Source organism: Rothia sp. HMSC071B01, assembly GCF_001808945.1.
Lineage (GTDB): Bacteria > Actinomycetota > Actinomycetes > Actinomycetales > Micrococcaceae > Rothia.
Genome location: NZ_KV795073.1, coordinates 565700 through 584037, shown reverse-complemented (window position 1 = coordinate 584037; position 18338 = coordinate 565700). Strand labels below are relative to the sequence as shown.

General features: G+C 59.5%; 16 protein-coding genes and 1 pseudogene. 14 read left to right on the top strand and 3 right to left on the bottom strand.

Annotated elements, in window-relative coordinates; translation table 11 throughout:
- The first annotated feature begins 16 nt into the window (after positions 1 to 16).
- From HMPREF2527_RS07365 to HMPREF2527_RS07330, 9 genes and pseudogenes are all read left to right on the top strand, one after another.
- Positions 17 to 1672 carry a sensor histidine kinase gene (locus HMPREF2527_RS07365; RefSeq protein ID WP_246824788.1) on the top strand — a complete coding sequence of 552 codons (1656 nt, stop codon included), beginning with the start codon at positions 17 to 19 and terminating at the stop codon, positions 1670 to 1672.
- A gap of 264 nt (positions 1673 to 1936) precedes the next feature.
- Entirely contained in the window at positions 1937 to 2638 is a 702-nt protein-coding gene (locus tag HMPREF2527_RS07360) for a TetR/AcrR family transcriptional regulator (RefSeq protein ID WP_012902663.1), read from the top strand.
- A gap of 197 nt (positions 2639 to 2835) precedes the next feature.
- A complete protein-coding gene (locus tag HMPREF2527_RS07355) occupies positions 2836 to 5649 on the top strand; it encodes an MMPL family transporter (protein ID WP_070507472.1) in 2814 nt (937 codons plus the stop codon).
- A 117-nt stretch (positions 5650 to 5766) separates the two neighbouring features.
- On the top strand, positions 5767 to 6171 hold the full coding sequence (locus HMPREF2527_RS07350; protein ID WP_231840273.1) for a fluoride efflux transporter FluC: 405 nt from the start codon (positions 5767 to 5769) through the stop codon (positions 6169 to 6171).
- Entirely contained in the window at positions 6171 to 6623 is a 453-nt protein-coding gene (locus HMPREF2527_RS07345) for a fluoride efflux transporter FluC (protein ID WP_070507466.1), read from the top strand. Before HMPREF2527_RS07350 ends, HMPREF2527_RS07345 begins: the two co-directional genes overlap by 1 nt.
- A 225-nt stretch (positions 6624 to 6848) precedes the next feature.
- Positions 6849 to 7487, top strand: a complete 639-nt coding sequence (locus HMPREF2527_RS07340; protein ID WP_070507464.1) for a VanZ family protein — start codon at positions 6849 to 6851, stop codon at positions 7485 to 7487.
- Between the two features lie 32 nt (positions 7488 to 7519).
- Positions 7520 to 7726 (top strand): annotated as a pseudogene (locus HMPREF2527_RS09985) (MarR family transcriptional regulator); the annotation flags it as partial.
- 24 nt (positions 7727 to 7750) lie between these two features.
- Entirely contained in the window at positions 7751 to 8146 is a 396-nt protein-coding gene (locus HMPREF2527_RS09910; RefSeq protein WP_049340077.1) for a nucleotidyltransferase family protein, read from the top strand.
- Positions 8127 to 8621 carry a HEPN domain-containing protein gene (locus HMPREF2527_RS07330; RefSeq protein ID WP_070507532.1) on the top strand — a complete coding sequence of 165 codons (495 nt, stop codon included), beginning with the start codon at positions 8127 to 8129 and terminating at the stop codon, positions 8619 to 8621. The genes HMPREF2527_RS09910 and HMPREF2527_RS07330 overlap by 20 nt, the downstream gene beginning before the upstream one ends.
- 162 nt (positions 8622 to 8783) lie before the next feature.
- On the opposite strand, the gene HMPREF2527_RS07325 is transcribed toward HMPREF2527_RS07330, so the two are convergent.
- The 3 genes from HMPREF2527_RS07325 to HMPREF2527_RS07315 all read right to left on the bottom strand — a co-directional run bounded on the left by HMPREF2527_RS07325 (position 8784) and on the right by HMPREF2527_RS07315 (position 12204).
- Positions 8784 to 9791: an MIP/aquaporin family protein gene (locus HMPREF2527_RS07325; RefSeq protein WP_070507461.1), complete on the bottom strand. Its 1008-nt coding sequence runs from the start codon at positions 9789 to 9791 to the stop codon at positions 8784 to 8786.
- A gap of 495 nt (positions 9792 to 10286) precedes the next feature.
- Positions 10287 to 11516 carry an acetylornithine deacetylase gene (argE, locus tag HMPREF2527_RS07320; RefSeq protein ID WP_070507459.1) on the bottom strand — a complete coding sequence of 410 codons (1230 nt, stop codon included), beginning with the start codon at positions 11514 to 11516 and terminating at the stop codon, positions 10287 to 10289.
- A gap of 145 nt (positions 11517 to 11661) precedes the next feature.
- Positions 11662 to 12204, bottom strand: coding sequence for a flavin reductase family protein (locus HMPREF2527_RS07315; protein WP_070507457.1), 543 nt, complete (start codon positions 12202 to 12204; stop codon positions 11662 to 11664).
- Positions 12205 to 12600: 396 nt separating this feature from the next.
- Between HMPREF2527_RS07315 and HMPREF2527_RS07310 the strand changes: the two genes are divergently transcribed.
- From HMPREF2527_RS07310 to HMPREF2527_RS07290, 5 genes are all read left to right on the top strand, one after another.
- Complete coding sequence (locus HMPREF2527_RS07310) at positions 12601 to 14604, top strand: DUF6541 family protein (RefSeq protein WP_070507455.1); 2004 nt, start codon at positions 12601 to 12603, stop codon at positions 14602 to 14604.
- A 171-nt stretch (positions 14605 to 14775) separates the two neighbouring features.
- Positions 14776 to 15513: a glycosyltransferase family 2 protein gene (locus HMPREF2527_RS07305; protein WP_012902671.1), complete on the top strand. Its 738-nt coding sequence runs from the start codon at positions 14776 to 14778 to the stop codon at positions 15511 to 15513.
- The gene (locus tag HMPREF2527_RS07300) at positions 15514 to 15891 is read left to right on the top strand and encodes a DUF2304 domain-containing protein (protein WP_005507976.1); all 378 of its coding nucleotides are present in this window, start codon (positions 15514 to 15516) and stop codon (positions 15889 to 15891) included.
- Positions 15892 to 15942: 51 nt separating this feature from the next.
- Positions 15943 to 16818, top strand: coding sequence for a glycosyltransferase family 2 protein (locus HMPREF2527_RS07295; RefSeq protein WP_070507453.1), 876 nt, complete (start codon positions 15943 to 15945; stop codon positions 16816 to 16818).
- Positions 16819 to 16934: 116 nt separating this feature from the next.
- Positions 16935 to 18320, top strand: coding sequence for a hypothetical protein (locus HMPREF2527_RS07290; protein WP_070507450.1), 1386 nt, complete (start codon positions 16935 to 16937; stop codon positions 18318 to 18320).
- The last annotated feature ends 18 nt before the right edge of the window (positions 18321 to 18338 follow it).

The following is an 18338-nucleotide window of genomic DNA, read 5'->3' as shown; positions in this document are numbered from 1 at the left end:
AATATAGAAAGAAAGGATGTTCGTGGGCTCCTACTCACCCGGTGAAACCGCCTCCCCGGATAACGAAGCAACCCGCCCCCTGCGCGCGGGTGCCCCCGCACGAGACGGTGCCGCCCCCTCCCCGGGGAACTTCTTCGTGCGCCTACGCGCAGCCTGGAAGAGCATGAGGAACCCCGAGGCATCCCCCGAAGAGCTCGGGTACGTACCCCACCTGCGTTCGCGCCTTATCGCCATCCTCGTGACAGCCCTCGGCATTGCATGCCTCATCATTGGCCTGTCCACCTACGTGACCCTGCAGAACTCCCTCTACCAGCAGGCACAAAGCGACCTCAAAGAAACCAGTCACCGCGTAGTGCAGCCGACCTCCCGAGACGGCAAGCGAGAAGAAGTGGACTGCAGCGACCTGCAGAAGAGTAGCTCTCTCTTTGCGCCCGGTCAGGCGTCCGGAACCATCATTACCTGTGTTGAGTCCGAAGGTGCCGTGGAAATCGCCAGCAAGCTCGCCAAGGACGGCACTGTACAAACCCTCTCCGCCAATGACCAGGTAACCCTCGGAACCATGGCACTGAACGCCACCAAAGAAGAAGTCCGAGAGGTCAAACTGGAATCCGGCCTGTACCTCATCAAAATCACCCCGAAGGCTAATAGCAGCGCCGACGCTCAGGTGGTTGGTATTCCGCTCGCCAACGTACAGCAGACCCTCACCATCTTCGTGATTGTGGTAGCCCTCGGTTCCATCGCAGTGATGGTCGGTGCCGGCGTGGCGGGCTCTTACATTATTCGCGGCACCATGAAGCCCCTGGAGCGAGTCTCCGCGGTGGCAACCGATGTGGCGCACCTGGACCTGGAAGAGCACACCATCTCCTCGGCGGTGCGAGTGGAGCCGCGTGATTCCGACCCGCGCACCGAAGTGGGTGCCGTGGGCTACGCCCTCAATCAGCTGCTCGATAACGTGAACTCTGCTCTGGAGGTGCGCGAACGCACCGAACATCAGATTCGCGCCTTTATTGCGGACGCCTCCCACGAGCTACGCACGCCCCTTGCCGCCATTAAGGGGTACTCCGATATGCTCCGCTGGACCGAGCCGCTCAGCGAATCCGGCCAGTCCTCCCTGGCGCGTATCGACTCGCAGACCGAACGTATGTCCCGCCTAGTTGAGGATCTGCTGACCCTCGCTCGCCTGGACGAGGGTCGCGAACCCAAGTTTGAGCAGGTTGACCTGACCGAGCTGGTGCTTGAATGCACCTCCGACATGCAGGCGGCAGCGCGCACCCACGAATGGCACCTGAACCTGCCTGACGAGCCGGTTGAGGTTGTTGCCGACCGCTCCCAGATTCAGCGCGTGATCTTGAACCTGCTCTCGAATGCCCGCAAGCACACGGACGAGGGTACTCGAGTGACCGCTGGCCTGGCCGTGGATACTGCACGCCGTGAAGCCGTGGTGACCGTGACCGATAACGGTCCGGGCATTGCCCCTGACTTTTTGCCGAAGATTTTTGACCGCTTCACCCGTGCCGATAAGGCACGCTCCGGTTCGGTTGGAACCACCGGTCTGGGGTTGGCGATTGTGCAGGCGATTGTGCAGGCGCACGGCGGTTCGATTCAGGTGCAGAGTCAGCCTGGGCATACGGTCTTTACGGTGCGTCTGCCTTTGGAGGCGGCGCGCGCCTAATGCGCCTGCTCGGTGGCTTGCTGAGCGGCTCGCTGAGCGGGTAGCCGGGTGAGTGCTCGAGGGGGTGGGGTGTGTTGTGCATACCCCGCCCCTTGGTGCGCGTTTTTGGGGTGTTATAGCGCCCTGACGTGCTAAAACACTAAATTGCTTGTTGAGTAAAGATTAAATCTGCACTTCAAGTTTATTGCCTTGAGTGCAAATATGTGGTGAATCTAACCCCCAAATAGTTACTCCCGGTGAAACATTGCGCGTATTGTAAAAAGCATGGCTAATCTTGTTGAATCCCCCGCAAACATCACGGACAAGCGTTCCGCCCGCAAGGCAGAGAACCGCATCGCAATCGTTGAGGCAGCAGAATCCCTCATCCTCGAGGGCGGCTACGGCGCCCTCAACGCAGAAGCACTCGCGGAACGCGCAGGCGTCTCCCGCCGCACCATCTTCAACCACTTCGCCTCCGTAGACGACGTGCTGGTCACCCGCATGAACCAGTACTTCAACCGCATCTTCGAAGAATGCGACTTCACCATCTCCGGTGAAAACGCAAGCATGGAAGCCGAAATGCTCTCCATTGCCCGCAAGGTCTTCATGAGCAACACCCTCGAAGAGTACATCGCACCCTTCGCACACCTGCTCTACGCCCTCGAAATGGACAGCCCCGCGAAGTTCGAAGAATATTCGCACGTCATCCTCGAGCGCACCTACGACATCTTCCTTGAGCAGTACCTCGAGGCGTACCCCGACCTGCCCTACCTGCGCGTGGCAGTCTTCGCCTCCAACCTCGCCGAAACCATCGGTGAAGGCGTCTACTACTACCTCACCCGCGCCGAAGAAATGACGGTCAAGGTCGCAGCGGAAGCCCCCGAAGGCACCCACCCCGAAGCACTCGCCATTGAAGCAATGCGCCAGTGCGTACTCGAAGCACTCGACTACCTGGATCGTCTGGTCCAGGGCGAATTCGCAAGCTAAGCCCCATAGCGTTAACGCTCAAACACTCTCGCTTCGGGCACCTCATCTGCAGGTGCCCGGGGCGGGGTGTTTTTTGCCCAAAAACAGGCAGTAGCGTTCGTAGTGTAGGGCAAAACTATTGGGTAAAACGGCAGGGCAAACACCACGCGCACCCAACACCCAAACTCTTCACTCACTCAACTTCAAAGGACTGAATCATGGCTACATGGCTCTACCGCATCGGTGAAGCCGCCGCCCGTCGCGCATGGGCTGTCATCCTCATCTGGGCACTCATCATTGCCGGTGTAGCGGGTGCCTACACCGCGTTCCACGGCAAGCTCAGCAACACCTTCACCATGCCCGGAACGCAGACCCAGCAGCTCTCCGACGAGCTCGCACAGCGCTTCCCCAGCGCCAACCGCGGCTCCGGCCAGATCATTCTCACCACCGGTGACGGCACCGCCCTCACCGAAGAGCAGAAGCAGGCATTCTCCGCCGCACTGAGCGCACTGCCCAGCGAGGTACCCTCCGTGGATGCGGTCACCGACCCGTTCACCACCACCTCCAAGCTTGCAGAAGCAAAAACCCAGCTCGACGAGGCGCACGCCAAGATTGACGCCGCCCCCTCCCAGATCGAGGACGGCAAAAAGCAGCTGAATGCCGCTACCTCGCAGCTTGAGGACGGCATGAAGCAGATTGCCGAGAACGAGAAGAAGCTCGACGACTCGCAGGAGCAGATTAGTGCAGGTCGAAAGCAGCTCGCCTCCGCGCAGAAGCAGCTGGACGACGCACAGGCACAGCTGAAGGACGGCTACGCCCAGGCGGAGACGGCCGGCTCACCCGCCGCCATGATCGAGCAGCTCAACACTCAGCAGGCGCAGCTGACCGAGCAGCAGAACGCGCTCAATCAGCAGCGCGATACCCTGACCGAGAGTCAGAAGCAGGTTGACGCGGGTCGCGCAGAAATCGCCTCCAAGAATGAGGAGCTGGCTGAGGGCAAGAAGAAGCTGGACGAGCAGCGCAACCAGCTTCAGAAGACCGAGAGTGAGCTGCCGGCACAGCGTGAGCAGCTGGAGCGTCAGCAGAAGCTCTACGACTTCACCTCCGGCTACCGTATGGTCTCTGAGGATCAGTCCACGGCGATTGCGACTGTCTCGTTTAAGAAGAAGATTTACGAGGTGCCGTCCGCCGAATTGCAGAAGGTCATGTCCGACATTGAGTCGGCGAACCTGCACGGGGCGACCGTCCAGTTCGACGCGAACCTGAGTGAATCTGCGCTTGGCGGCGGCTCGCACACCGGTGAGGTTGCGGGTATGGCCATCGCCTTCATCGTGCTGATGGTTATGCTCGGCACCCTCGTGGCTGCCGGCCTGCCGATTCTCATGTCTTTGGTAGGCGTGGTGGTGGGTGTGCTCGGCACGCTCTCCCTCTCGTCCGTCGTGGAGATGAGCTCCACCGCCTACACCTTGGGCCTGATGCTCGGCCTGGCGGTCGGTATCGACTATTCGCTGTTCATTCTGAACCGCTACCGCACGAACCTGCTGGACGGCATGCCGAAGGTCCAGGCGATTGCCCTGGCGAATGGCACGAGCGGTAACGCCGTGATTTTTGCGGCGAGCACCGTGATTATTGCGCTTGTTGCGCTGAACGTGACCGGTATTCCCTTCCTGGGTGTGATGGGTAATGCCGCCGCGTTCTGCGTGGTTGTTGCCGCCCTGATCGCGGTGACTCTTACCCCGGCGGTGCTGTCCCTGGCGGGTACCAAGATTATGTCTAAGAAGCTGTGGGCTTCCATCGATACCCCGCAGAAGATTGCGGAACGCCGCGTGCAGGATGCCGAACGCACCGAGAAGCCGAACGGTTGGTTGCGCCTCGTGCTGGCGCGTCCGCTGTTGACCCTGGTGGTGGGTACGCTGGCGCTGCTGGCGGTTGCCGCCCCCATGTCTCAGATGCGCCTGGGCCTGCCGGACGCCTCGAACTACCCCTCCGATAGCGCCGCGTACAAGTCGTACGCGCTGGTCAAGGACAAGTTCGGTGAGGGTATGAGCGCCCCGCTGGTCGCGGTCGCGCACACCCCCGCGAACATGAGTGAGGAGCAGGCTCAGCAGGCGCAGATTGATATCGCCTCTGCAGTCAAGGAACGCGGCGGCGCGAACGTGCAGGCTGTGGTTCCCGGCGGTATGACTGATGATCGTACCCTCATGATTTTCCAGGTGATTCCTGCCCACAGTGCAAGCTCCGTGGAGACTGAAGAGCTTGTCCACGAGCTGCGAGCCGTGACCGTTCCGGTTCAGGGCTCTGAGGTGTCTCTCGGTATTGCGGGTCAGACCAGCGGCAATATTGACGTCTCCGAGGTGCTCGCGCAGAAGCTGCCCCTGTACCTGGGCGTGGTGATGGGTCTGTCCTTCCTGGTGCTGATCCTGGTGTTCCGTTCGATTATGGTTCCGCTGGTTGCCTCAGTGGGCTTCCTCTTCTCGGTGCTGGCGAGCTTCGGTGCCGTGGTGTCGATTTACCAGTTGGGCTTCATGAGTTCCCTCTTTGGCGTTGATCACCCGGGTCCGGTGTTGTCGTTCTTGCCGACCCTGCTCATCGGTATTCTTTTTGGTCTTGCCATGGATTACCAGATGTTCCTGGTGACTGGCATGCGTGAAGCGTACGTGCACGGCAAGGATGCAGCGACCGCCATTGTGAGCGGTTACAACCATGCGGTGCGTGTGGTGGTGGCTGCTGCGATCATCATGATTTCGGTGTTTGGCGGCTTCATCTTTGCTGATTCGACGATGATCCGTCCGATGGGCTTTGGTTTGGCGTTCGGTGTGCTCGTGGATGCGTTCATTGTGCGCATGACGCTGACCCCGGCGATTATGGCTCTGCTGGGGGATAGGGCGTGGTGGATGCCGAAGTGGCTGGATCGCCTCACTCCGAATATGGATGTTGAGGGCGCCGCCCTGAGTGAGAAGATGAGCGAGAAGATTCAGCATGAGCGCGAGTCTGCCGCTACTGACTCGGGTAACAAGCTCGGGGAAGGGTAAAGTATTTAGTGTGCGCTACAGCGCACTCTAAAGACTTATGCGATGCGAAAGGGCAGGTACACGGCGATGAGGAACCGCGCGAGTATCCGACAGCGGATAGGAGCCGTTCTGAACCGTGTGCCTGCCCCTTTTCTTGTCTTTTTGGGCGGCGGCACGGGGGCGCTGTGCCGCGTGTACACTCCCGGTGGCGTGCTGGTGGCGAACCTGCTGGGTTCGTTTACGCTGGGCCTGCTAACGATGGTGTGGAACGCCTACGCGCGCCGTGACGGTGAGGAGCGGATTCATTCGTTCCGTCTGCTCTTTGGTGCCGGCATGATGGGTGGCTATACGACATATTCGTCGATTGCGGCGGTTTTGGCGCAGACGATTTTTCTGCCGTACACCATCAACTACACGTACATGATGCTGGCTGTGGCGGTGCTGCTGGTGGGTGGTTTGGTTGCCGCCGCGGCGGGCATGCTGACGGGTCGTTTTGTGGCGTCTCGCTTGGTGCCCGCCCGTGATGTTGAGGAGGGCCGCTAATGTTTTTTGCTCTGATGGTTTTCCTGTGCGGCGGTTTGGGTGCGATGACCCGTTTCTTCTTGGATAAGGCGATGTCGCCTCGCCTGCGTACGGAGTCGTCGATTATTAGCCCGGTGTTCGTGATTAACCTGGTGGGCTCGTTCCTGTACGGCCTGCTGATTATGCCGGTGTCTAATCCTCGCGCGCTGGGGGTGCACTATAACGCCACGGATCAGGTGGCGTTCTGGTGCACAGTGATTACGACCGGTCTGCTGGGTGGGTTTACGACGTTTTCGACCGCCATGGTGGAGGCGCTGACCGCCCGTTCTGAGGGCAAGATGGTGAAGTTTCTGATGCTGTTCCTGGTGCAGGTTGTGGGTGCGATGGTGGCAGCTCTGGCGGGTGCGTTGCTGTTTGTGTTGCTATTTGGTCGGTATATTGCGCCGGTGTTCCCGCCGGATGTTCTGTACTGACGGCACCGGCTGTGGTGGTTCTCATGGCGTGTTTGGGTGCGTGTACAGCTTTTTCACAGTTTCGCCTAGGGTGAGCCATAGAGCGGTCTTTTACACTGGTGGTGAACGATATGCGGCGGGCATGAACTGTAACCCGCTATATACCACCAAGAATATATGTTAGAACAGGCATATATGCAGGTGGGGTTCATATAACTCACTCTCACGACCCAAGGAACACACGGCATGCAGGAACTACTGAATAAACACATGATTGGCACCTTCGCCATCGAGATTGCGGCGCTTACTGTCGCGCTCTCCATCATCGGATTTATTGGTATGCGCCTGCGCACCAAGAAGACCGGTCGAGCGCACAGCATCCGCCAGTACCTGTTGACCGCGTCCTTTGCGCTGTTCCTTGCTTCTATTCTTTCTCTGACGCTGACCCCGATTGGCTCTTCCAATAGCGTCACGAACCCCGAGCTGTACTACCCGCGTTTCTATGTGGGCTGGAGCTGGCAGCAGGCGTGGGATCTGACTGCCGGCATGGGTCTGCGCCGCTTCGCAACGACCGTGTATGCGCAGCTCTTCTTCAATATCGCCATGTTTATCCCCTTGGGCTTCTTTACTGCGGGCTGCCTGCGCTGGGGTCTGCGCGCCACGGCGCTGAGTGGCTTCGCGCTGTCGAGCTTCATTGAGTTGAGCCAGTTGACCGGTAACTGGGGCCTGGCGGGCTTCACCTACCGCACTTTCGATGTGGATGACATTGTGAATAACACTGCTGGCGCGGTTCTCGGTGCGGTCTGCATCTGGGTGGTGCGCGCGATTCAGAAGCGTCGCGCGGCTAAGCATGACCGGGCGCTGGCAATGGCTACCGCCGCCTAGTAGATTCTCGGATCGCCAGACGTTTTCATAACATGATTGATATAATTCATGTTATGAAAACATCTGCTCCTAGCCTCCTTCCTATCTTGCGTAGCGACCTGCAGGGTGAAGTGATGGCATTGTTGTTCTCTCACCCTGAGCAGCAATACACGGTGTCACAGATTGCTGATGCGACACGTGCATCATTGCCGACTGTTTCCCGAGAGGTGAATCGTCTGGAACAGTCCGGTTTGGTGACTGTCCAGAATGTTGGTAGGACCCGTATGGTGCAAGCCAAGGTTGATAATCCGGTGGGCCAGGCGATGCGTCAGTTGATTCTGGTAACTTATGGTCCTGTTCCGGTGCTCCGGGATACTTTGCAGGGTGTTTCCAATATTGAGGGTGCCGCTATTTATGGCTCGTGGGCTAGCCGTCGTTCTGGGGTGGCTGGGCACGTGCCGAACGATATTGATGTGCTGGTTGTGGGCTCCCCTTCACGGCAGAAGCTGTATGAGGCTATCGATGATGCTGAGCAGAAGCTTGGCTATGAGGTAAACGTGAAGCGGCTATCTCCTGAGGCTTGGAATTCGCAGGATGGCTTCGTGCAGACTGTGCGGTCGCGTCCTATGGAGGTTCTCTTTGGGCAGCTGGAGGTGAATGATGTCCACGCTGAAGCCTAATGCCCCAACCCCGGGTCCCTGGACTGTAGGCCGGGAACGCATTCTTGAGCTGATTGAATCTGGCGAGCTGGAGCGGGTCGTTGTAAATCGTGAGTATGCTCAAGGCCTGTTGTTGCGTGCTCGCCGGCATCTCAAGACGGCGCATCGTCTGGTAGTTGATGATCCGGAAGGCGCCTATACGCTCCTCTATGATGCTTCGAGACTAGCCATGACTGCCGCCTTGGCGGTGCAGGGTCTGCGTCCGACTACTCGGGGAGGTCATATCGTGGTGGGTGATGCCTTGCGTGCTCAGCGAGGCCCTCATGATGCGGTGGGTAAGCTGTATTCTCGCCTGCGTCGAACTCGCCATGAGGTTGAGTATCCTGGTCTAGATTATGAGCCTATAGCTGTGGAGGAAGCTGAAGAGGCTTTGGAAGATGCAGAGTATATCGTTCAGGAGATGACTCTTTTTATTCCTAAGCTAGGACCTTTCTAGACTGTATTTCTTTTCGGCACCCCTGAATGAACCTCCTTCCGTGAGGTAGACGCAACGAACCCCTCATTTTCATAACCTGACCGATATTGTGCAGGTCATGAAAATGAGGGGTTCGCCGTTTTTAGATGAAACCCTAGACAGGGAAGTTCTCGGGTGGGAAGACTACTCGTCCTCGGTCAGCCGGTTCACGACGCGGGTGCTACGGTTGCCCTTCACCTCTTCGGGGAGCAGAATCGGCATGGAGCCGGTCGGCGTGTAGGTTGCCGCGCGTGCCGCCGCGGTAGCGTGGGTATCCTCAAACTCGGGGATAACCTCGGAGCTGGGTGCACGGTACAGGTGGCTATTAGCCCACCACGCGAAGAGCAGAACCGCAATCGCCAGGGCGCTGGAGACGAACAGCCACGGGCTGACCTGACCCTCGTAGTAGAGCTTGAAGAATGCGCCACCCATGAAACCGCCGGCAATCGGGCCGCAGATCGGAACCCACGCGTAGAACCAGCGCGAGGAGCCCTTATCGTGGATGGGCAGCAGGGCGTGCATGAGGCGCGGACCGAAGTCACGGGCGGGGTTCAGGGCGTAGCCGGTCTGACCGCCCAGGCCGATGACGAGTACGGTGACCATGAAGCCGAAGGCGAGGGGCTTGAGCACGTCGTTGAGGTTGAGAGAGAGTTCCACACCGCCGCTGATGGACGGCTTGAAGTTTACGCCGGTGTACAGTGCCGAGAAGACCAGCATGAACGTGCCGATCATTTCGGAGAGGGCGTTGGTGAAGTAGTTGTGAATAGCGGGGACGGTGCCGAAAACGCCGAGCTTAATCTTCTTGTCGGCGGTTGCTTTCCAGTGCGGCAGGTAGTTGAGGTAGACCAGTCCGGCGCCGACCATTGCGCCGAGTACCTGGGCGATGATGTAGCCGGGGACCTTCTCCCAGGAGAACTCGCCGAACGCTGCCAGGCCGATAGACACAGCGGGGTTGAGGTGGCCGCCGGAATAGGCGTGGGAGGCGTAGACGCCGAAGGTGACGGCGAAGCCCCAACCGAAGGCGATGGTGAAGAAGTTGTCGCCGTGGCCTTTGGATCGGCGAAGTTCGACATTGGCGATGACGCCGCAGCCGATGGTGCACATGATGAGCGTGCCGAGGAATTCGGCGAGGTAGGGGCTGATGGTGTACACGGGGTGTCCTTCAGGTAGTGAACTGCGGGTGGTAAACCGGGATTCGGTCGGGTGCGCAGTGCCGAGCGTGAGGGAGGTGTGGTTTTGTGTGGGGTTATGCCGCCCGAGTGGCGTGTTTAAACCTTTGGCATCTATGGAACCCTGAATGCCCTAGAAGGGCAATACTTTTGTGTTATTTCACCCTTAGACATAAGCGGTTTTTCGGGTTTTTCGTTTAAAAATAAATGTGGCGAATGAGGGGAAAATCGGTCATAGTCCACAACTTGGACTCATTCCATAAACTCGCGGTTGAACCCATGGAGAAACTCACGAATAAACCCGCGATCAAACCAACACTCACCCCCGCCATCAGCACCCGCCCACACCACTTGCCATCAGCATAAAAATGCCCGGGCACCTCACGGGGTACCCGGGCAGTTTCTGTAATTTTTATGCGGCTCTAACTGCGGCTCTTGCGAACCGCGGTGGACTGGCTGTTACGCCGCTACACGGCTACTACTTGGCGCTCGCCCAGTCGAGAATCGCCTCGAAGAAGCGCTCGCATTCGCTCAGCTGCTCCAGCTCAATCCACTCGTTCGGGGAGTGCGCCTGGGCAATATCGCCGGGACCGCAAATGATGCTCTGCACGCCGGCGCGCTGGAACTGGCCGGCCTCGGTGCCGTAGGTGACCTTCTGCGGTGCGCCGTCGGTGCCCAGCCACTCGTGGGCGAGGTGCACGATGGGTGCGTCGTCCTCGGTGCCCAGGCCCGGCACGGCGGCGAGTAGCTCGTGCTTCACGCCCACGCGGGAGGTGAGGCTACCGGGCTCCGCGCCGGTCAGCTTTTCGGCGCGTGCGGCGCGCGCCTGCAGGTCGGGCAGGATGACCTCCGAAAGCTCGCGGTCAATACGCTCCACGAAGGATTCGGTGGTCACCTGCGGCAGGGTGCGCACATCGTACTCTACGACCGCCTGCTCAGCGACGATGTTGTACTGCAGGCCGCCGGTTGCCAGGTTCACGCTGCCGGTGGAGTGGGGAATGATGAACGACTCGTCGAACGGGCCTTCTTCTTCCCACTGGTCCGCCATGTCGGTGAAGAAGGTGATGAACTCGCCTGCTGCGGCAACCGCGTTCACGCCATGGGTGGCGAGGGAGCCGTGCTTGGGCACGCCGGTGAAGGTGACGCGGCCGCGGTGTGCGCCCTTGTGCGCGTCGATAATGCGCATGCTGGAGGGCTCACCAACAATCGCGTAGTCGGGGGCGAGGTCGCGCGCCACGAACTCCTCGATAAGGGAGGGTGCACCGACGCAACCGATTTCCTCATCGTAGGAGAACGCGAAGTGCAGGGGAGTGCGCAGCTTCGCCTCAGCAACGCGCGGCAGCAGCCAGAGCGCGACGGCGAGGAACCCCTTCATATCGCAGACACCGCGGCCGTAGGCGCGGGTACCCTCCACGCGCAGGGTGAACGGGTCGGCGTCCCACGCCTGACCGGCGACGGGTACGACGTCCGTGTGACCGGAGAGGATAACGCCGCCGCGGGTGGTGCCGTCAGCGGCAGGGATGGTGACCAGCAGGTTGGCGCGGGTGCCGTCCTCGTTGTAGGTGCGCACGCCGCTGTAGCCGTAGCGGGCAAATTCGGCTTCGATGAGCTCGATGAGCTCCAGGTTGGAGCTGCCGGAGATGGTGGGAGTCGCGATGAGCTTTTCGAGCCAGGGGAGGGATGCGGGCTGGGTGGTTTGAGCCGTCATGACTGTTCCTTCTGTGCTGTGTTGGGTGCGCTGTGTTGCTGCGCGCTGTCGTGTGCCGCGGTCGCTTTTATGTTCAGGGTACGCCGCGGGGCGGTATTCGTCGCCTCATGGTCGTCGAATACCGCCCCGTGACCCCTGTGCGGGGTTAGATGCTGTAGTTGTTCACGTTCGAGTGGTCGCCCAGCGCGTGGAAGTTGCGCGAGTGGTAGACCAGCGGGGTGCCTTCGCAGTCGTTGCGGATGAACTCTTCAACCTGTGCGGTGAAGACGAGTGCGGGGCCTGCCTCAACGCGGCTGAGCGGGGTTGCGCGCAGTACGCGGCGCACGCCGTGGACGAGGGGCTCGCCGGTGTGGACGAATTCCCAGGTGCTGGGGTCGTCGAAGCGGGGGTAGTCGTGGGTTGCGAAGTTTTTCGCGAGGGTGACATTCTCAGCGTCGAGCATGTGCACGAGGAAGGAGGATGCTGCCGCGATCTTTGCTGCGGAGCCGCTGTTGGCCTTGAGGGAGAAGGCGATGATGGGCGGTTCTGCGGCGACGGAGGTCAGCGAGGAGGCGGTGAAACCTGCGGGTGCGCCGTTTTCGTCGGTTGCGGTGATGATGGCGACGCCTGCGGGCTGGTGGCCGAAGGCGAGCTTGAACTGCTCGGAGGTGTCGGCGAGGGGTGCCTGTGCTGCAATGGTTTCGGTCATGATCGACCCTTTCTTCTGCGGCTGCGTTTGAGGGTTCGTCCTGTGGTGTTTGCTCGGGGCGACCCTTTAGTTAAGGGGAGATATGTTTCAGGGTAAAGCTAATGGGTGCTGAACACCTTATTTATTGCCCTATGTTTCTTAGGTGAACCTTTCGTGACATTGAGCGTGAAATATTACGTCATATTCTTCGCCGGTTGGGAGCGTCCCGGAGGTGTTCTGCGGGGCACCCCGTGAAAGGCTCGGAACGCTTGGTTTTGGGTGCTGTCCCTCTCTCTTCCGCGGGGTTTCGCGGGGGTGATGAGGGCTCTAGGGTATCCTTGCTTGGTACGCGAAAGCGCACCGACCCCCGTATTTGAGGGGTTTTCCGGTGCGTGAACTGTGGGGAGAAGAAGGTTAATGAGCTGGTTGGCAACTATTCCGCTGCTACTTTTTGCGGTCGTGTTGGCTTTTGGCCCCGGCTATGCAATGGGCTGGGCGCTGCGTGTTCCCGCACGTCTGCGCGTCTTCCTCTCTCCGCTCCTGTCCTTTGCCCTGATTGCCGTCTCGGCAATTGTGCTGGGTAAGACCGGCATTGCGTGGAACCTGATTTCCTTCGTAGTGGTCGCGGTCGTGTTGGTGGCTGCGGCTGCTGGTCTCATGTGGCTGGTGGGTCGCCGTTGGCCTGCTCTGGCGTCTGCCTCGTGGCCGGGTAATGATGTTCCTGTGGCGTGGCCGGTGGTGGGTGCTGTTTTAGGCGGATTCCTGGTGCTGCACATGACCGAGGACATGGTCTACGGGCCTGAGGCGTTCTCGCAGAGCCTGGATAACTCATTCCATATGAATGCAATCCGCTGGATTCAGGAGCACGGCGACGCGTCGAGCCTGACCCTGGGTGCGGTATCTGCGGCAGACCAGCAACCGGCATTTTACCCGGCGGGTTGGCATGATTTTGTGTCCCTGATTTATAGCACTACGGGTACGAGCATTGCGACTGCCACCATCGTGACCGTGTTACTGGCTGCCAGCATTTTGTGGCCCTGCTCGCTGGTGGCGCTAAGCCTGAGCATCCCGAAGCTGCGTCGCCTGCAGGCGTTGGCAATCCCTGCGCTGACCTGTGGTTTTGCCGCCTTCCCCGGTCTGTTGTTGCGCTGGGGTGTGCTCTTCCCGAATCTGCTGGGTTACGCTCTGGTGCCATCATTTGTGGCACTCATGGTATGCCTGGTGCAGGTGATGGTGCGCGGCGAGTACGCAGCTCTGCTTTCCCTGTGTCTTGCCGCCCTGGTGGGTGTCGCGGGTCTAGCGCTTGTGCATCCGAACGCGGTGGTGTCTGCTGTGGTCTTTGCTCTGCCGCTGGTGCTGGCCGGGGTGACGTGGGTAGTGCGCTCGCGCGAGCTGGCCTCTCGCCAGAAGTGGGTGGGATCCGCTCTGCTCGGGCTGGTAATTCTTGGGTGTGTGGGTGCCTGGTGGTTCCTGCGTCCTGGCGCATCTGCCAGCAACACGTGGGAGCCTATGCTCACCGAAGGTGAGGCGCTCTACCAGTTCCTCTTCTTGGGTCTGGAGAACGCCAATCAGTTGAGAGATACGTTCAATCCCTCGTATCTGGCCGGTTTCCTGGCCCTGTGGGGCGCGGGGTACCTGCTGTACAAGCACCGCAACCTGTGGCTGATTGCCAGCTGGGTGCTGATTGGTTACCTATGGATTGTGTCCGCCTCGGTGCCGCGCGGTGAGTTCCGCTTGTTGATGGTTGCTCCCTGGTACACCGACCACTTCCGTCTGGCGGCGCTGGTGGTATTCCCCTCAGTAGTCCTGGCCGGTATCGGCCTGGGTGGTGCCGTGGAGGGCATCTTCGTACGCATCATGCACTATATTCCGCGTGAGAAGCACGCGAAGGTTGCCCCGGCAATGATGGGTGCCGCCATGGTGCTGGTGCTCGCGGTTGCGGGCCTATCCTCGCGTGTACCCTCGGTACAGGAGACAACTCTGGCGGTATCGCAGGAATACCGAGTGACCCCGACCTCTGTGGTTCTGAATCAGGATGAGATGAACGTTATTAATGAAATCCCGAAGATTGTGCCGAAGGGCGATGTGATTGTGAACAACCCCTGGGACGGTAGCGCCTATATTTACGCGCTGGCAGATCGTCACCTGACGGGATACCACTTCGAGTTTGAGACTTCACCCAAGTACTCGGCGATTATGCACAACCTCAAGGACGCTCGTACAAATCCGGAGGTGTGCCGCGAAGTGAACAAGTACAAGGCCCACTGGTACGTTCACCTGGAGAACCAGTTGAACTTCGGCCCAGACGCACAGAAAAACTACGACGGCCTCGTAGCTGCTATCGACACGGACGTGCTGACCCCGGTGTACTCCTCGGGTCCGATGACTCTGTACCGCATTAGCGCTTGCGATAATAACTAGTATCTGGCACTTTTGGGCTGCCTGAAGTATTGCGGGGGTGGCGTGGAGACTAGACCACCCCTGCGGTGCTACTTCGAGCGTCGTTAAGAGAGTGCTGATAAGATGTAAAACCGGTATGCCTTTGTGTGCATACTAGCTTCCGTATGCCATATACACAAGAGATAGCACCGCATGGAATCAGAGACTTTTAAGCAGACCCCTCGACCCCTCATCATTATGCCCGCGTGGAATGAAGAGGAAGTTATTGGGGGCACAATTGAAGAACTTTTCCGCATGATGCCTGAGGTCGATCTGGTGGTCGTCAATGATGGATCCACCGACCGCACCTCTGAGATTGCGCGCGCTACCGGCGCTTTCGTGATTGATCTTCCCTACAACATGGGTATCGGTGGCGCTTTGCGCACCGGTTACAAGTATGCTCGCCAAGCTGGATATGATTGCGCGATTCAGGTTGATGCTGATGGCCAGCATGACCCGAAGGGTATCCGCACTGTGCTTGCTGGCCTGGAGGACGTCAACATTTCGATTGGTTCCCGCTTTGCTGAGGCGACGAACTATAAGGTGTCTGGTCCGCGTAAGTGGGCGATGGTGGTTCTGGCCCGTATGTTTACGATGATTTCAGGCGAGAAGTTCACCGACGCCACCTCCGGCTTCCGTGCAGCAGATCGCAAGGCGATTGAGCAGTATTGCGAGCATCTGCCTGCAGAGTATCTGGGTGACTGTATTGATGCCTGCGTGATGGCGATTCGTTCTGGCTTGACTGTAAAACAGGTGCCGGTTGAGATGCGTGAGCGTCAGGGCGGTACTCCTTCTTCAAGCCCGTGGAAGTCTGCGGTGTACCTGGTTCGTTCTTTCTTCTCGTTTGGCATGTCGATGACTCGCCAGAAAACGAATGTGGGGTCTAAGTAAATGAGTGCAAATATTTTCTTCCTTCTCATCGTGGTGGTGATGGAGGTTCTCGTTCTGGCGCAGGTACGCAACCAGAAGATGAAGGAAAAGTACGCCGCACTGTGGCTTATCGTTGGCGTCATCATGATTGTGCTAGCGCTTTTCCCGAAGCTTTTGGATGCCCTCTCGCGTCTGGTGGGTATTGAGACCCCGGTCAACCTGCTGTTCCTACTGGCGATTATTATGCTGATGGGTATTAGCTTGCACTTGACCCTGGCTATCTCGAAGATTACGGATGATATGCGTACCCTCGCTGAAGAAGTTGCGATTATGAAGGCTCTTCAGCGTCAGCCGCAGGGCGCTTCCCGCGCTACGGAGCGAGAGCAGAAGAAGCCCTAAAGCCCCTGATTTTTATACGTTTCTACACGTTTGAGCTTGGAGTAATACCTCATGACCGTTGATATTCTGTTCCCCTACTACGGCGACGTTGCCATGATGAAGCAGGCTGTGCTGTCTGTGGTCGGTCAGACCAACCCGGACTGGCGCATGATTGTTGTTGATGACGGCTACCCGGATGATTCGATTCCCGGCTGGTTCGAGTCGTTGAAGGATGAGCGCATCACCTACATGCGTAACGAGAAGAACTTGGGCGCGAACGGTAATTACCGCAAGTGCTTGACCTTCGTAGAGAATGACCTGGTCACCGTCATGGGTGCTGATGACGTCATGCTCCCCAACTATGTGCAGTGGCTGGTGGATTCGGCGGCGAAGCACCCTGAGGCATCCATTTTCCAGCCCGGCGTGGTCGTGATTGATGAGAACAACGGCCTGTCGAACACTCTGGTGGAGCAGACTAAGGCGTTCTACCGTCCCAAGGGTGAGGCTGTTCTGCAGGGTGAGGAGCTGGCTACCTCCCTGCTGCGCGGCGCGTGGTTCTACTTCCCGTCCCTGGGTTGGCGTAAAGACGCTATCGTGGGCACCGGCTTCCGTGAGGGCCTGAACGTTGTGCAGGATATGGCGCTGATTCTGGACATTACGATGCGTGGCGGCTCCCTGTACTACGATCCGCAGGTTGCGTTCATGTACCGTCGTCACGGTGGTTCTGACTCGTCCTGGCGTGCCCTGGAGGGTACCCGCTTTGATGAGGAGCGCCGCTACATGAACACCATTGCTGATGAGATGACTGCCCTGGGTTGGACGAAGGCTGCCCGCGTGGCTCGTATTCGCTTCTCTTCGCGCGCTCACGCGCTGACTCTGCTGCCGAAGGCGGCCCTGGCGAAGAAGTGGCAGGGTGTTAAGAACCTTGCCGAGCATGTGGTGAAGTAAACCTATATTTGTGTGCGGTGCGTCGTACATCCTGCGGTGGATGTGCGGCGCATCTGCGTATGTAATGATGGTTTGTGTTGGCGGCTATATTGGCGGCTAGGAATGAGGAGGACGCGGTGAGCGAGTCGGTACAGCACCCCGATAAGAGCGGGGTGGAGGAACACCCCTCTCAGGAGGCCCAGTCTTCGGGCACGGTCACCCGCTACCAGTCCCTGGCGCTTTTGGGTTCGTCCCTGTTGGCGGCGGTCTCCACGCTGGTGGTGACCATGATTGCTCAGCGTGCCCTGAACGGTTCGGAGCTGACGGAGTTCCTGCTGTTCTGGGCGGCGCTTTTCACTGTGACGGGTATTATCACGGGTATTCAGCCGGAGATTACGCGCGCGGTGGGTACGGCACGCACCCGTGCTGTAGCTGACAGGGCTTTAGCTAACAGGGCTGCATCCGGCGGGGCTGCATCTACTGAGGGTTCCGCGCCGCAGGGCGCTCGCGTGGTTACGGTGACCGCGGCTCTGGGTGCTATCGCTGGTGCGTTGGTGTTGGTGAGCTCCCCTCTGTGGGCGGGCCAGCAGATTCCGCATTCGGCGGCGGTGGGCGTGACCGTTATGGCGGTGGGCGTGTTCCTCTACGCCCTGCAGGCGACTATGAGCGGTGTGACCGCCGGTGAGGACCGCTGGTACCTTTTCGCGGCGGTGGGCGGTCTGGAATCTGCCGGGCGCCTCATCCTCATGCTTGCGGCTGCGCTCATGATTCCTTTCCTTGCCGGCCTTGAGGTGGCAACCGTCGTGCCGATGGGTCTGTGGCTCATCCTGGCGTTCGTGACCGTTTCGGGTCGCCGTCTGTGGGTTGCCCGCGCCGATGTGCCCGCGCGCCGCCTGAGCTTAAATATCCTCTGGTCGTTCCTGTCCTCTGCCGCCGCGGCGGTGCTGATGATGGGCTTCCCGAACGTGCTGAAAGCGAGCGGCGCCGCGGAGAGCGAACCGGTCGTGCTGGGTACCCTGATCCTGGCGATTTCCATTACCCGTTCGCCGATTATGATTCCCCTGCAGGCGTTCCAGGGTGTGGCGGTTTCCGCCTTCTTGAAGCAGCGCCACCGCCCCGTAGCGGCGTTCATTAAGCCTGCCGCCGCAGTGGTGGCTGTGGGCGCTGCGGGCGCGTTGGCGGCGTACCTGGTGGGTCCGCTGCTGTTCCGCCTGATTTACCCGCCTGCCGCAGGTGCAGAGTCCGCGTACGAGGCGGCAGCCTCCGGCATCACCCTGGGTGCGCTGGTCTTCGCCTCGGCACTGCTGGCGCTCATGACCCTCTCGGGCAATATGGCGCTCGCGGTGAACCAGCACCGCATCTACCTCGCCGGTTGGGTGGTTGCCGCGGCGGTGACCTTGAGCTTGGCGTTCCTGGTCCCCGCGCCGCTGGTGCCGCGCGCTATCGTGGCGCTGGCGGTCGGCCCGGTCTGCGGCTTTGTGGTGCATATGGTGGGTGTATCTGTCACCGCCCCCAAAGGATAATCCTGCATTAAGAATGCC

Bases quoted from the DNA above. Each gene is read 5' to 3' on its own strand.
- HMPREF2527_RS07365 (WP_246824788.1), top strand. From the start codon at position 17: ATGTTCGTGGGCTCCTACTCACCCGGTGAAACCGCCTCCCCGGATAAC.
- HMPREF2527_RS07360 (WP_012902663.1), top strand. From the start codon at position 1,937: ATGGCTAATCTTGTTGAATCCCCCGCAAACATCACGGACAAGCGTTCC.
- HMPREF2527_RS07355 (WP_070507472.1), top strand. From the start codon at position 2,836: ATGGCTACATGGCTCTACCGCATCGGTGAAGCCGCCGCCCGTCGCGCA.
- HMPREF2527_RS07345 (WP_070507466.1), top strand. From the start codon at position 6,171: ATGTTTTTTGCTCTGATGGTTTTCCTGTGCGGCGGTTTGGGTGCGATG.
- HMPREF2527_RS07340 (WP_070507464.1), top strand. From the start codon at position 6,849: ATGCAGGAACTACTGAATAAACACATGATTGGCACCTTCGCCATCGAG.
- HMPREF2527_RS09910 (WP_049340077.1), top strand. From the start codon at position 7,751: ATGGTGCAAGCCAAGGTTGATAATCCGGTGGGCCAGGCGATGCGTCAG.
- HMPREF2527_RS07330 (WP_070507532.1), top strand. From the start codon at position 8,127: ATGTCCACGCTGAAGCCTAATGCCCCAACCCCGGGTCCCTGGACTGTA.
- argE (WP_070507459.1), bottom strand. From the start codon at position 11,516: ATGACGGCTCAAACCACCCAGCCCGCATCCCTCCCCTGGCTCGAAAAG.
- HMPREF2527_RS07315 (WP_070507457.1), bottom strand. From the start codon at position 12,204: ATGACCGAAACCATTGCAGCACAGGCACCCCTCGCCGACACCTCCGAG.
- HMPREF2527_RS07310 (WP_070507455.1), top strand. From the start codon at position 12,601: ATGAGCTGGTTGGCAACTATTCCGCTGCTACTTTTTGCGGTCGTGTTG.
- HMPREF2527_RS07305 (WP_012902671.1), top strand. From the start codon at position 14,776: ATGGAATCAGAGACTTTTAAGCAGACCCCTCGACCCCTCATCATTATG.
- HMPREF2527_RS07300 (WP_005507976.1), top strand. From the start codon at position 15,514: ATGAGTGCAAATATTTTCTTCCTTCTCATCGTGGTGGTGATGGAGGTT.
- HMPREF2527_RS07295 (WP_070507453.1), top strand. From the start codon at position 15,943: ATGACCGTTGATATTCTGTTCCCCTACTACGGCGACGTTGCCATGATG.